This window comes from Pseudomonas rhizophila, from assembly GCF_003033885.1.
Taxonomy (GTDB): Bacteria; Pseudomonadota; Gammaproteobacteria; order Pseudomonadales; family Pseudomonadaceae; genus Aquipseudomonas; species Aquipseudomonas rhizophila.
The window spans coordinates 4,342,152-4,354,779 of the sequence record NZ_CP024081.1; the positions used below are offsets into that span (position 1 = coordinate 4,342,152).

At 59.4% G+C, this 12,628-nt stretch carries 12 protein-coding genes; 11 read left to right on the top strand and 1 reads right to left on the bottom strand.

What is annotated here, in order from left to right:
* Positions 1-549 precede the first annotated feature (549 nt).
* The 8 genes from CRX69_RS20215 (at position 550) to CRX69_RS20245 (ending at position 10,330) form a co-directional block, all read left to right on the top strand.
* Positions 550-3,906 carry a type III effector HrpK domain-containing protein gene (locus tag CRX69_RS20215; RefSeq protein WP_107322702.1) on the top strand — a complete coding sequence of 1,119 codons (3,357 nt, stop codon included), beginning with the start codon at positions 550-552 and terminating at the stop codon, positions 3,904-3,906.
* Between the two features lie 592 nt (positions 3,907-4,498).
* The gene (locus tag CRX69_RS27720) at positions 4,499-4,660 is read left to right on the top strand and encodes a hypothetical protein (RefSeq protein WP_163006721.1); all 162 of its coding nucleotides are present in this window, start codon (positions 4,499-4,501) and stop codon (positions 4,658-4,660) included.
* A 126-nt stretch (positions 4,661-4,786) separates the two neighbouring features.
* On the top strand, positions 4,787-5,731 hold the full coding sequence (locus CRX69_RS20220; RefSeq protein WP_107322703.1) for a SctD/MshK family protein: 945 nt from the start codon (positions 4,787-4,789) through the stop codon (positions 5,729-5,731).
* Entirely contained in the window at positions 5,728-6,090 is a 363-nt protein-coding gene (locus CRX69_RS20225) for a hypothetical protein (RefSeq protein ID WP_047229707.1), read from the top strand. Before CRX69_RS20220 ends, CRX69_RS20225 begins: the two co-directional genes overlap by 4 nt.
* Positions 6,087-6,422 (top strand): type III secretion apparatus assembly chaperone SctY, encoded by a 336-nt coding sequence (sctY, locus tag CRX69_RS20230; RefSeq protein ID WP_107323289.1) that lies wholly within the window; start codon positions 6,087-6,089, stop codon positions 6,420-6,422. The genes CRX69_RS20225 and sctY overlap by 4 nt, the downstream gene beginning before the upstream one ends.
* Positions 6,419-8,557 (top strand): type III secretion system export apparatus subunit SctV, encoded by a 2,139-nt coding sequence (sctV, locus tag CRX69_RS20235; RefSeq protein ID WP_107323290.1) that lies wholly within the window; start codon positions 6,419-6,421, stop codon positions 8,555-8,557. The genes sctY and sctV overlap by 4 nt, the downstream gene beginning before the upstream one ends.
* Positions 8,557-9,891: a type II and III secretion system protein family protein gene (locus CRX69_RS20240; protein ID WP_420821195.1), complete on the top strand. Its 1,335-nt coding sequence runs from the start codon at positions 8,557-8,559 to the stop codon at positions 9,889-9,891. Before sctV ends, CRX69_RS20240 begins: the two co-directional genes overlap by 1 nt.
* 13 nt (positions 9,892-9,904) lie before the next feature.
* Positions 9,905-10,330, top strand: coding sequence for a hypothetical protein (locus CRX69_RS20245; protein ID WP_047229703.1), 426 nt, complete (start codon positions 9,905-9,907; stop codon positions 10,328-10,330).
* Between the two features lie 11 nt (positions 10,331-10,341).
* Here CRX69_RS20245 and CRX69_RS20250 read toward each other — a convergent pair whose 3' ends face one another.
* A complete protein-coding gene (locus tag CRX69_RS20250) occupies positions 10,342-11,121 on the bottom strand; it encodes a tetratricopeptide repeat protein (RefSeq protein ID WP_107322704.1) in 780 nt (259 codons plus the stop codon).
* A 166-nt stretch (positions 11,122-11,287) separates the two neighbouring features.
* Here CRX69_RS20250 and CRX69_RS20255 point away from each other — a divergent pair, with 166 nt between their 5' ends.
* The 3 genes from CRX69_RS20255 to CRX69_RS20265 all read left to right on the top strand — a co-directional run bounded on the left by CRX69_RS20255 (position 11,288) and on the right by CRX69_RS20265 (position 12,627).
* Positions 11,288-11,890: a type III secretion protein gene (locus tag CRX69_RS20255; protein ID WP_372241411.1), complete on the top strand. Its 603-nt coding sequence runs from the start codon at positions 11,288-11,290 to the stop codon at positions 11,888-11,890.
* Between the two features lie 65 nt (positions 11,891-11,955).
* The gene (locus tag CRX69_RS20260; protein ID WP_107322705.1) at positions 11,956-12,168 is read left to right on the top strand and encodes a hypothetical protein; all 213 of its coding nucleotides are present in this window, start codon (positions 11,956-11,958) and stop codon (positions 12,166-12,168) included.
* A 9-nt stretch (positions 12,169-12,177) separates the two neighbouring features.
* Positions 12,178-12,627: a hypothetical protein gene (locus CRX69_RS20265; RefSeq protein ID WP_047229700.1), complete on the top strand. Its 450-nt coding sequence runs from the start codon at positions 12,178-12,180 to the stop codon at positions 12,625-12,627.
* The last annotated feature ends 1 nt before the right edge of the window (position 12,628 follow it).

Consider the following 12,628-nt stretch of genomic DNA (forward strand, 5'->3'; position numbering starts at 1 on the left):
GCTGATCCCCTGCCTACCGTCCGCCTCCCTTTCGAGCGCATCCTGCCCTGACCAACAGCCCTGCAAAGGATGGGGGCGCACGCTCTATTGGAACACCATCAATGGCGGTTTATGTCAGTGCTAAGTCAAGGTTATACGTAACGAAGTCTGGTCTTCAGGCAAGTATTACATTGCAAGATACACGCAGGATATTGGCGGCATTGCATCTGGATGAGTGCGAGGGCAGGGGCTTATAAGTTCAATGCGAACGCTGAATAACTGATCTTAAGTAGGGGGGAGCCAATAATTATAAGATAGTGGTGTGCCGAGGCGGCATATTGATATCAATTTAAAAGTGCAGTGAAAGCGTCATGTAAACTTAATGTGAGCGTTTTTTCATGCTGTAACACTCTCCCGTGATACTCCTTTGATGATGCTGGCGTATGCAGAGCTAATCATCCAGTTAATACCAAACTAATGGCACCTCTAAGCAGGCGTATTTTTGCTGGCTGATCTGCTGCAGTTGTTCAGCCTCTGCGCTTGTCCATACCCTAGAAAAAGGAGTCTTTCATGTCCGTTCAAGATGTCAGTTTTGTAGGCATAACTTCTAAGCCGCAAGACCCTAAACTTGCCGAAGCCTGGGACCAGGCGATCAAGCAGGCCAAGGACGCGGGCATTGAATGGGAGCGGCCAAAAGGCGACGACCGCTCGGCCCAGGACATCATTAACGACACGCCGGTGCTCAAGAACCTGGGTAACCAGAGCGATGTGAAGGATAACCTCAAGGACCGTGTCGGCGATTTTGAGACTGACCCCGATGCGGCCTACCGTGCCAAGCAGGTGCTGGAGCACGTGGAAAAATATGATGAAGGTGGTGAACGGATCGCCAGCAAGGACATCGATAACGGCCGGGTCGACGGCTTCACAAAGGGCGGCGACGCCAAGCATGGCACTGAGGCGGGTCGCCTGCAGGACTTTGGCCGGCAAGGGTTCTCGCACCTCAAAGGCGAGCTCAAGGATCTGTCCAAGCCCGGCGATGATCCCAAGGTACGCGAACAAGCCGAGGCCTTGGGCATCAAGTGGGAGCGCCCTGAAGGCGATGATCGCTCCGCGCAGGACATCATCGATGGCAATGCCTTGCTCAAGAACCTCGGCAATCAGAGCAGTGTCAGGGACATGCTCAAGGAGCAGGTCGGCGATTTCGAAAATGATCCGGACGCCGCTTATCGGGCGACCCAGGTGCTCGAGCATATCGAGACCCTCAATGGCGAAGGAGGCAAGATTGCTGGCAAGGACGTAGGCAACGGTCGTGTCGATGGTTTCACCAAGAGCGGTGAAGCGAAGCATGACACCGAAGCCGGTCGCCTGCAGGACTTCGGCAAGATGGGGTTTTCTGCCCTCAAGGGTGAAATCAAGGACTCGTCGTCGGCGGGCGACAACAAGGAAGCCCGCGAGCAGGCGGAAAAGGTTGGCATCGTCTGGAAGCGTCCGGAAGAGGATAAGCGCTCGGCCCAAGACATCATTGAAGACAACCCGCTGCTCAAGAACCTGGGCAACCAGAGTGGCGTCAAGGACATGCTCAAGGACCAGGTCGGCGATTACGAGAACGACGCCGACGCCGCCTACCGGGCTGCGCAGGTCTTGGATCGCATCACGATGTTCGATGACAAGGGCAATGCCCAGTCCGGTGGTGATGTGTTCAACAGCAGCGTGGACGGCTTCACCAAAAGTGGCGAAGCCAAGCACGGCACCGAGGCGGGGCGGCTGCAGGACTTCGGCAAGGGAGGCTTTTCGACTCTGCCGGAACTCAAGAAAACCGATGATATCGCCAGCTACAAGGATTACCTCAAGACCAACAAAGATGCCGATCCGGCGTCGCAGCAGATCGCCAAGTACGCAGCGATCCTCGATGAAAACTTTGAGGCGATCAAGGGCAAGACCGGTGCGGGCAAGTACCTGACTGCTGACGATATCAAGGAGTACAGGAACCAGAATTCACAGCTGAGCGAGGAGACCAAGCAGGCACTGGATTTCTGGTCTCAGCCAGGTGCGTTCAAGGTCATCGATAACGCCAAGAACCCACTGGACAAGAATCCTGATGGTGAACTGAGCAGGGGTGATGTCCAGGGTTGGCTCAAGAGTGCCAACGTGCCCAAGGATGCGACCTCCGTGACCGCACTGCTTTCTGGTATCGCTGGCAACAATGCCTTGGCCAGGGTCGATACCGCAGGCTTGAACAAGGACGTGTTCGATCACCCGGAGAAATACTCGGCAGAGGAAAAAGCCGCTGTTCTTCAGGATCTCAAGGCCGCCCAGCAGTTGATCATCCAGGGCAGCGCCGCCGGGATGTGGAGGGATGACAAGTCGCAGGTCACGATTGCCAATAAGGTGCGCAGCCATCCCGATGCCCAGAAGCTGTTGGACGACGTCAACAAGCACATTGGTATCTTGGAAAGTGACCCTGCGGTCAGTCAATACATGAGCGAGCACGGCTCCAGTGAGCTGACCAAGCTGGTGGAGGATAACAAGGGGCTCAAGGAGTCCCTGCAAAAAACCTACGATGACGAAATCAAGTCCGGCAAGTCACTCGATACCCTGTGGGAGACCAAGTCCAAGGATGGCAAGACGACTCACACGGAAATTCTTGCCGAGTTCTTCGGTACGGCGCAGACCCTCCAGGGCGCGCTGGGCATCAATAATGCCGGTGAGATCCAGGCCGCCGTCAAAGGCTCCAAGGCGAATGCGGAGTTGGAAAGCTTTTACGAGAAGTCGCTGGCTTCAGGCGATCGCCTGAATGAGTTGCTCAAGGAGCATACCCCTCACGAAGCCATGAGTGCCTTCAGCCTTGAAGTCGCGCTTTACAACTCGGCGCTGGACCCCGAGTTCACCGGCAAGTTCGACACACAGCTCAACGATAACTTCACCAGGATCGCCAAGGACAATGCCTTCAAGGATGCGTCCTTCGACGACATGAAGGCGGCCTTCGGCGTCAATGGCGGAAGTGAGCTGGACGAGGAGAAGGTCAAGAAAATCATTGAGCAGATCAGCAAGGAAAACCCGCAGATGCTGGTCAATGCCGACGGCACCGTCGCCACGCCAGACCAGATCCTTGCTAACTTCAGGGGCGACTGGGACCTGCTTCGCCAAGGCACCAAGACCCTGGATGCGTTGGATGTATTCAGCAAAGACTCCTCGATCAAGGACGCTGCCAACAAAGGCGTCCTACACGGTGTGAGTGGGCTGTTCATGGCCGGCGTTACCATCGCCAAAGGCGCCAACAACGCCGGTAAGCTGACCGAGCGGCAGATCGTCGACATCGCCACCGGCTCAGTGCAGGCCGCCACGCTTCTGGCTGAAGGGGGCCTGAAAAACTATCAGGATTACCTCAAGGATGTGAAAGGCAAGCTGACAGGTGATCGGCTCGGCGATCTGGGCAAAAAGCTGGACGATCCGCTCAAAAGCGTGACTGCCAACCTCAAGGGTATGGAAAACGCGGCTAAGGGGATCGGTGGCATTGCCGCTATCACTGCCGGTGCCTACGGCATCTTCGATGGCGTCAAGGCGCTGAGGAAAGGCGATACGGTATCGGGTGGCATGAATATCACGGCCGGTTCGCTGGGGATCATGGCGGGCTTGGCTTCGGTGGCTGAGGTGGGCGCCAGCGCGATGAGCGTTTCGGCGATTGCCGCTTCGCGTATCTCGATGATAGCCGGTGGCCTGGGCTTCGCGGCGGCGGGTGTGGCCGCGCTGGCACTGCTCGTCCCGGGCTTGATCGAGGAAGGCAAGCAGGAGACCCGGGTGGGCAAATTCTCGGATGCCTTGAGCGATTACCTGACCCAGTACGAAATCGACGGTGTGCCGCAAGGCGATATCTGGGATATCCCTTACGAGGAGTGGCCGGGCGAAGATAGCACCATCGCTTCATGACGCCGGGCCAGTCGACCGCTGATGCGGCATGACGTGTGGAATAACCCCCGGGCGATTGCCTCAAGGCATCGCTCGGGGCAATCAGGGCACTGGCGAGTGTGCGCGTGTAAAAGACCGGTGCTGTCCGGGCAGTAAAACGTAACTGAATTTGTGTGAAGTTGATTGCAACTGGCCATCAATGCTGAGTTGCGTGGTGTTTACTCGGAAAAAGTTCCGTAGATATTTATTTTATTTTATCTCGAGCTTTGAGTGTCGGTGTAAGCGCTGTTTATGCCGTCTGCGCAAAGCCTGTAAGTAGTTGTTCGCCAGAGGTGTCAGGTGGCGTACTGATTTGAGCGGTGGAGCGGTTTAGCCTAATTAATGCAGGGCTTGCGACAGTCTCTGCACGCCGTGATTTAACTTTCCTCTGCCAAGCAAAATATTTCCCAAGTGTGATGCAGTTCTTGTTTTTCATTCGGCCAATATAGTGAGGGGGGCTGAGATTAAAACACGTGTTAGACGTTGAACTGTAATGTTTGGCCCTTACTCTTCGCTTGGCAACATTAGTTGGCCGCTTGGCGGCTCAAATATTTCTTACGTTAGGAGAAACAACATGAGCACAACTCCCCCAGTAAGTTCCGGCAACGCTGACTCGGCTATCGCTAAGATGGAAGCCACCTTCAACATGGCGATCGAGAAATCGGCCAAGATCACCGAGCTGTCCACGGCCAAGAAAGCTGAGCTCGACGCTACCAAACAACGGCCTCAGAACTGATGCCGTCATGCAGGCAGCCCGACGGCTGCCTGCATGTTTGTTGGTTGCGGTGCTAAATCTGGAAAACGACAGCTTCACCTGTGCCTCACGGGTGCCTCTCCGCATGCCTTATTCCGGTAATACACCATGACAGCCCTGACTTTTTTCGCCACGACTCCAGTCGTCGCGGCCACGGACAAGGCTCTGCCAGTGCTGAGTATCACCCACGGTTTACATCAGGGGGTTTGCCTGTCCCTGGAGAAGCCCGCCTACCTGCTTGGCAGCGCCGTCAGTGCTGATCTGCTGCTCAGCGACGCAGGCATTGTCGAGCGTCATGTGGCGCTACGTTTCACCGACGGCCAGGTGGCCGTTGAGGCAATGGGCGGCGATGTGTTCGTGCGTGGTCCCCATGCCCGGGAAATTCTGATTCCCACAGGCAAGGGGCATCGAGCGCACTTGCCCGTGGATATCCGCATCGGCAAGGCCCGCCTGACCCTCAGCCACGGCACCGCGAGCCTGGAGCCGATAGCGGCTGCGATCACATCGCCCCCCCAGCACAAGACACGGTGGTTCATCGCGTTGCTGCTGATGTTCCTGTGCGTGGGCGCTTTTGCTTTTCGGGACGAGTCGGTTTCGCCGTTGGCGTTGAGCACCGCCGACAAGGTCGCTCTACCGACCGTGCACCCTGAATCGACGAACACCGTCGCGCAGGCCAGGGCTTGGCTCGAGCAGCAGCTTGGCACGTTGGGCCTGCGCCACATCAAGGTCGGCGAAATCGATGGTCAGCTCAGTGCCCATGGTTTTTATGGCCCGACCCAGAAGAGCCAGTGGCTGGGTCTGCAGCAAGCCTTCGATAGCCGCTTTGGCCAGAAGGTAATGTTGCTCCCCGAGGTGGTGGCACGTAAAGAAATCGCCAAGCCTCGCGTGCGTTTTCAAGCGGTGTGGTTCGGCGATAACCCTTACGTGATCAACGACAACGGTGAACGCCTGTATCCGGGGGCCGCCCTGACCGATAACTGGATGCTCGAACGCATCGAGAACCATGAGGTGGTTCTCGCCCGCGGTGAAGAAAGGTTCACGTTAACCTTATGAGAATTGATCCTGGTGCTCCCTTACCCGCAACCGCCGAAAGAACCCCTGCGGTAGAAAGCCTTCAGCCGGCCAAGGCGCGCCAGGATGGACGCTTCGATGCGGTGCTGGGCAAGCGCGCGGTGTCGGCACGTCGTTCGCTGCGTGCCGACATTGAACAGTCGGGCATCGTTGAGGGCATGACCGCAGAGTTGTTCGGCAGTCGCCGCTCGATGGAGATTCTCGAATACGTCTTGGACAACGTGATCCCCACCCTCGATGCGGAGCCCGAGATCAAAGCGTTGGCCCATGAGCTCATCAGCGAAGAAATCGACCTGCGTCGTTTACTCGAAGAACAACGTGCCCAGGTGATCGAGTCATGAATCGCCAGGAGCAGGACTGCGTCGATCTGCTCAAGGGCATGGGTGAGCTCTATCGCCGTAGTGGCCAGTCGCAGCGTGCCTTAGTGCTGCTGTTGATCGCCGTCCAGATGACGCCCGCCGACACTGCGCTGCTGCGCAATCTGGTCATGGCCTTTACCGACAGCGGCCAGGCCGAGCGTGCCCTGTCGGCGCTGGATCGCCTGCTCGAACTGGAAGGCGAGTCCAGCGGCCTGTTGCTGTTGCGCAGTCGTGCGCTGTGGAGCGGTGGCCGCAAAGATGAGGCGCGTCAGTGCTTCAAACGTTTTCTGACCGCCCGCAGAGCCGCGCAATAATGTTCCTCGACCGCCTCAACGCATTGGCCCGCATGGCCGCCCAGCGCAGTGACGTGATCGTTGTCGCCTTCATGCTGATGGCCATCGTGATGATGATCATTCCACTGCCCACCTGGTTGGTGGATACGCTAATCGGCCTGAACATCTCGCTGAGCATCCTGATCCTCATCGTCGCCTTTTACATCAAGCACTCGGTGGAGTTCTCGGCGTTGCCGCCGTTGATTTTGCTAAGCACCTTGTTTCGCCTGTCCCTGTCGATCACCACCACGCGCCTGATTCTGCTCGATGGCAACGCCGGTCACATAGTCAAGGCGTTCGGCGATTTCGTCATCGCCGGCCAGGTCGTGGTCGGTCTGGTGGTATTTCTGATCATCACCGTGGCCCAGTTTGTGGTTATCACCAAAGGTGCCGAGCGCGTGGCCGAGGTCGCGGCGCGCTTCACTCTGGATGCGATGCCAGGCAAGCAGATGAGCATCGACAACGACTTGCGCAACGGTGATATCGATCAGCATGAAGCCCGCCGTCGACGCTCGCGTCTGGAGCGGGAAAGCCAGATGTTCGGCGCAATGGATGGCGCTATGAAATTCGTCAAGGGCGATGCGATTGCCAGCCTCGTTATTCTGGCGGTCAACCTGCTGGGTGGCATGATGATCGGCATGGTCGAGCGCAATATGTCGTTTGCCGATGCGGCGCACACCTATTCGCTTCTGACCGTCGGTGACGGCCTGATCGCGCAGATCCCGGCGCTGTTGATCTCGGTCGCGGCCGGTATGGTGGTGACTCGGGTCAACAGTGGCACGACCGAAGGCAACCTGGGCAACGAGATCTTCCATCAGTTGGGATACAGCCCCCAGGCGTTGGGTTTGACCGCATTTATCCTGCTGGGCGTGGCGTTGTTACCGGGCTTTCCGGCCATCGTGTTCATCGGGCTGTCGGCCTTGCTGGGCGTTGCCGCGTTCATGATCTACCGCCGCGACAAAGCGCCCCGGGAAGAGGTGGTCGAAGGCGCCAGCGAAGTCGCGGCACTCGAAGACGAACCGCTCGAACAATACGAAACCCTGGCTAAGCCACTGGACAGCCGCGTGCTGCTGAGCATTGGCCTGGCGCTGGCCCAGGCTGCGCCAGAACTGCCGTTGCGCCAGCGCATCGAAGCCTTGTGCCATGAGATTCGCGGCGACCTGGGGATCGACGTGCCGGTGCCGGACATCTACATCGACCGCAGCCTGCCCGCCAACGGCTTTTCGGTCGAACTCGAAGGCGTGCCCATCAGCGAGGGCGAGATACCGGTTGATTGCCTGATGCTCAAGGACGATCTGGTGCACGTTCAACTGTTGGAGATTCATGCGTTGGAGGCGCCGTCGCCGTTGCACAGTCGCCCGGCGCAATGGATTGAACGCACTCACCAGCCGCTGCTGGAGGAGGCCGGTATCGGTTTTCTCAGCGCCGCTGAAGTCCTGCGGGCCATCCTCGAGCGCAGTCTGCGCCGCAATGCCGCGACCTTTCTGGGCATTCAGGAAACCCGCAGGATGCTGGAGCGCATGGAAGCCAGCTATGACGAGTTGGTCAAGGAAGTCGCGCGCAGCGTGCCCTTGCAGCGTCTGGCTGAAACCCTGCGTTTGTTGGTCGCCGAGGGTGTGTCGATTCGCAACCAGCGCGCCTTGCTCGAAGCCATGGTCGAGTGGGGCGCCCGTGAGCCGGATGCGGCGCGCCTGGCCGACCACTTGCGCGCCAGTCTGGCGCGGCAGATCAGCCATCAGTACGCCGACCGCAACCGGGTCATCACCGCCTTCGTGCTGACCCCCGCGGTGGAAGAACAATTGCGTGCTTACCTGCGCCGTGCCGATAACCCTCGCGAGTTGCTCAATGAGCATGCCAGCCGTTCATTGCTGATCCAGTTGCGTGCCGTTTGCAAGGACTTGGCCGAGGGGGATCGCACCGTCCTGTTGGTGCATCCCGAGTTACGTCGCAGCCTGCGTCGACTGGTGGTGCGGGGCGAGCTGGAGCTGGCGGTGCTGTCATTCCGTGAGCTGGCCGGCGAATACAACCTGCAGGCCATCGGTTCCATCAGCCTGACTGAAACGACCGGCCGCCGGACAGCCGACGGCGCTTCCCTTACTTCAATGGCGACTGCTTGATGATGTGTTTTGCGCTGTTTCGCGTCCCTGTCTATGTCGGCTTCTGGATCGCTGCCGCGTCATTTGTACTGCTGGCGCAACAGGCCAGCGCACAGTCCATCGCTCCGGGCAGCCGGGCCACGCTGGACCTGGCCCAGGGCGAAGGGCGGATCCTGCATTTCCAGGATCCGGTCGAGTCGGTGCTGGTCGCAGACCCTGGCATCGCCGATCTTCGGGTGGTTTCGCCTGGCGTGATCTACGTGTTCGGCAAGGCGCCCGGACAAACCAACCTGATTGCCTTGAGCGCCGAGGGTGAGGAACTGGCCAGCCTGAGCCTGGCGATCAACAGCGGCACCCAGGCCGTGACGCGGTCCATGAAAGACCTGCACCCCGCAAGCAATGTCCAGGTGAGCGGTGCCGGCAATCGCATGGTGGCCAAGGGAATGGTCCAGAGTGTCGGTGAAGCCACCGACCTCAACAGTCTGCTCAACACCGAAGGCCAGGGCTTGGGCTCGGCCCTCAACACGGCCTCCTACGTGGGCTCGGCCCAGGTGAACCTGCGGGTGCGCTTCGCCGAAGTCTCGCGCTCGGAGTTGCTGCGCTACGGCGTGAATTGGAATGCCCTTTTCAACAACGGTACCTTTTCCTTTGGCCTGTTGACGGGCGGTGCCCTGGCCTCCAGTGCGGCGTCTGGTGCCTCCAATGTGGTTAGCGCCGGGCTGACCTCGGGCAATGTCAACATCGATGCGATGCTTGAAGCATTGCAAAGTAACGGCATTCTGGAAATCCTCGCCGAACCCAACATCACCACCATGACCGGCCAGACAGCCAGCTTCCTGGCCGGAGGCGAGGTCGCGGTGCCTGTTCCGGTCAACCGCGACACTGTCGGGATCGAATACAAACCCTATGGTGTTTCGCTGCTGTTCAACCCGACCCTGCTACCCAACGGGCGCATCGCCCTGCAAGTGCGCCCGGAAGTCAGCAGTCTGATGGGCTCCAGCACTGTGGACGTGAGCGGCTACCAGGTGCCCTCGTTCCGCGTGCGGCGTGCCGATACCCGCGTCGAGGTTGGCAGCGGCCAGACCTTCGCCATTGCCGGGTTGTTTCAGCGCGAGAGCACCCAGGACATCGAGAAAGTGCCGATGCTGGGCGAGATGCCCATCCTGGGCAATCTGTTTCGCTCCAAGCGCTTCCAGCGCAACGAAACCGAACTGGTGATTCTGATCACGCCGTACCTGGTGGAACCGGTTCGCACCCGCAGCGTGGCCACGCCGCTCGATGCTCAGCCCGAGGGCGCGACCCATGCGTCTGGTGGGCCGCGCAGCAGTGACATGTTCGGTTTCTACATCAATTGAGCCAGGAGCGAGCATGAACCCTAAATCGTCCCATCTGTCCCTGGTCGCTGTGGCGTTCGGCGCGCTCGTGCTGTTGACCGCATGCAACACCCAGCTTGAACCGGTGAGTTATTCACCGAACTACCAGGCGTTCACCCACGCCGATGGGCGGATTGAGTGGGTGCCGGTGGCTTGCTTAGAGCCGCCGGTCGAAGACAACTTCTATACCGATGATGCGCGTTACGTGCGCCGGCTGCCGCCCGGTTGTGCGAATAACCGGACGCTGCTGCAGATGGTGGAGCAGCGCTCGGATGTGATCGAGGGCCGGGCAACCGGCCCAACGATGGCCGCGCCGGTGGGCCGGGCGGCCCAGGTTTACATCGAAGGTTATGACCGTGAGGAGCTGCGTCGCCGGCTGGCCGAACAGCAGGCCAAGGCCGACAAGCAGGAGGGCCAATGAAACCTTTTGGCTCAGCGACTGCCGACCAACCCCAGCTCCCGGGCCTGCATCGCAGGGTCCCGAATGGCCTTGATGCGTCGGGCCTCTGTCAGCAACCGGGCGTATTGCTTGGGCGTGATGTCTTCCAGGTTTTGAGTCTTGAGGTCCTCTTCGCGGCCGGCCAGCACCATGACCAGCAGGGCGTTGCGTTGGTGACTGGCTTGGGCGCGGGGCGAGTCGCGAACCTCCTTGATGATTTGCAGCGCCTGTTGCGACTGGCCGCCCAAAGCGTAGGCCAGTGCCAGGTTGCATTGAGTGTCCAGGTTGGTGGGCGCCAGGACCAGACTTTGGCTGAATGCCACCTGGGCCGCTGCTGGCTCACCCCGCAGCATCTGCGCCACACCCTGGCGATTGAACGCTTCGGGGTGGTTGCCCGCGCTGGCCTGGGTCAGGGAAGTCACCGCTCGATCCAGTTTGCCCTGGTGCAGTTGGGCTGTGCCCACACCGAGCAATGCCGCGGCATTGTCGGACTGGCGTTCCAGCGCTTGCTGGTAGGCGCGCTCGGCGGCCCGCGCATCGCCGCTGGCCAGGCGCGCTTCGCCCAGTTTCAACCAAGCGTCGATCCGGGCGTCCGGTTCCTGGGTGGCTTTTTCGTACAACGCTGCGGCAGATCCCGCATCACCACGCTTTTGCAGGTCGCCGGCCAGTTGCATGTAGCGCTGGTAGCTGCCATCGGAGGCCGGTTGGTGGGCGCAGGAAGCAAGGGTGATGCTGGCAAACAACAACGATGTGCAGGCAAAACGATTTGGCATGAACAGAGCTCTTTCGGCGAATTTTGCAGTGGGCAAAACCAAGGAGTGTTGACCACTCAGACCGGACAGGTTGACCGACGTTTAAGTCATCTTCTTGACATCATCCATAAGAGTGCCCGTTTTTTGTTCGGGGCGTGTCTTCAGGCCGGCGGCGGAGGGCGATTTCATGCATAAGGTGTCGCGGGCGGCGATCGGCGTGGCGCTGATGGTGATCGCGCTTAACCTGCTGGCCGCCAATCAAACGCAAGTCGACGATGCCAACCCGCAGCCGGACTGGTTCGTTCGGCCCTATGCCTATGTGCTGGTCGAGCAGGACGTACGCGCCGCGCTGCAAGAGTTTGGCCAAAACATGGGCCTGAGCGTCGTCATGTCGGACAAGGTACGCGGCAAATCGCGCAGCCGGATACGTGCCGAGTCCGCCGGCGACTTCCTGACGGCGCTGTGCGACTTCAACGGTTTGACGTGGTACTTCGACGGCAATGTGCTTTACCTCTCCGCCGACTCCGAAACCGATACGCGACTCTTCAAAGCCCAGGGCCGGCAGTTGGAGCAGTTGCAGGATTACGTCACCAGCCGGGATGTCTACGGCACGCATATGTCGGTGCGCACCGGACCCGATGGCGATGAGTTGTTCGTTTCCGGGCCGCCGGCCTGGCTGGCCATGATTGAGCAACACTTCGACCACCAGCTTACGCCGACGCCGATGGCGACGACGACTCGCGAGCGCGGCGTGCGTGTGTTCAGGGGCGGTGCAGTGACACAAGAGTGAAAGCACTCGCCTGTAGGCTCCATTAACCGATCGATCTGTCATCAACCCCGTCAAGGAGAACCACCATGTCAGTTACCCCCATCAGCGAAAATACCGCTGTCACTACTCACTCCGAAGCGCAGTTCAATGCAGCGGTGGACAACGCCAAGAGCGAGCTGAGCGATGAAGAACTCACTGAGGCCCTGATCACTCAGGCCGTCACGATTGGTGGCCAGTTCATCATCATGCCTCGTGCCCAGGAAATCCTGAACGAAGCCCAGTCGGATGATGACGAATAGGCCCACGCTATGACTGTAAGTCTCGGAACAACAGCCACGGCGGCGCTGCCGCCGTCAGGAGGGCAGGTCGATTTGCAGGCCTCCCAGAACTTGTTCGAACACATGACAAACAGCGCCAAGGGCATGCCTGCCGGCGCCAGTCCGCACCAGATTGGCGAAGGCTTGATGGAGCGCCTGAACGGTTTCATCGACCGTTCGCAAAACTTCGCCAAGCGTGCCGATGCGCTGACCAATGGGCCGACGGCTGGCAACGTTGTGGCTCCTCCCGGCACGCAATCGCTCGCCTCACTTCCTGAGGGGGCGGCGGGCGAGTCGGGGAAAAAGGTCGGCGATCAGCAGGTCGACCAGATCGTCCAATCGTTGGGCCGCATGTTCGATTACTCCATTGAAACTCAGATGGTCGTTCGTGGCGCGACGCAGATTTCCGGCGCAGCCAACACGCTCTTGAAAGGTCAATAAA

Coding starts and splice junctions, on each gene's coding strand:
- CRX69_RS20215 (WP_107322702.1), top strand. CDS start 550: ATGTCCGTTCAAGATGTCAGTTTTGTAGGCATAACTTCTAAGCCGCAA.
- CRX69_RS27720 (WP_163006721.1), top strand. CDS start 4,499: ATGAGCACAACTCCCCCAGTAAGTTCCGGCAACGCTGACTCGGCTATC.
- CRX69_RS20220 (WP_107322703.1), top strand. CDS start 4,787: ATGACAGCCCTGACTTTTTTCGCCACGACTCCAGTCGTCGCGGCCACG.
- CRX69_RS20225 (WP_047229707.1), top strand. CDS start 5,728: ATGAGAATTGATCCTGGTGCTCCCTTACCCGCAACCGCCGAAAGAACC.
- sctY (WP_107323289.1), top strand. CDS start 6,087: ATGAATCGCCAGGAGCAGGACTGCGTCGATCTGCTCAAGGGCATGGGT.
- CRX69_RS20240 (WP_420821195.1), top strand. CDS start 8,557: ATGATGTGTTTTGCGCTGTTTCGCGTCCCTGTCTATGTCGGCTTCTGG.
- CRX69_RS20245 (WP_047229703.1), top strand. CDS start 9,905: ATGAACCCTAAATCGTCCCATCTGTCCCTGGTCGCTGTGGCGTTCGGC.
- CRX69_RS20250 (WP_107322704.1), bottom strand. CDS start 11,121: ATGCCAAATCGTTTTGCCTGCACATCGTTGTTGTTTGCCAGCATCACC.
- CRX69_RS20255 (WP_372241411.1), top strand. CDS start 11,288: ATGCATAAGGTGTCGCGGGCGGCGATCGGCGTGGCGCTGATGGTGATC.
- CRX69_RS20260 (WP_107322705.1), top strand. CDS start 11,956: ATGTCAGTTACCCCCATCAGCGAAAATACCGCTGTCACTACTCACTCC.
- CRX69_RS20265 (WP_047229700.1), top strand. CDS start 12,178: ATGACTGTAAGTCTCGGAACAACAGCCACGGCGGCGCTGCCGCCGTCA.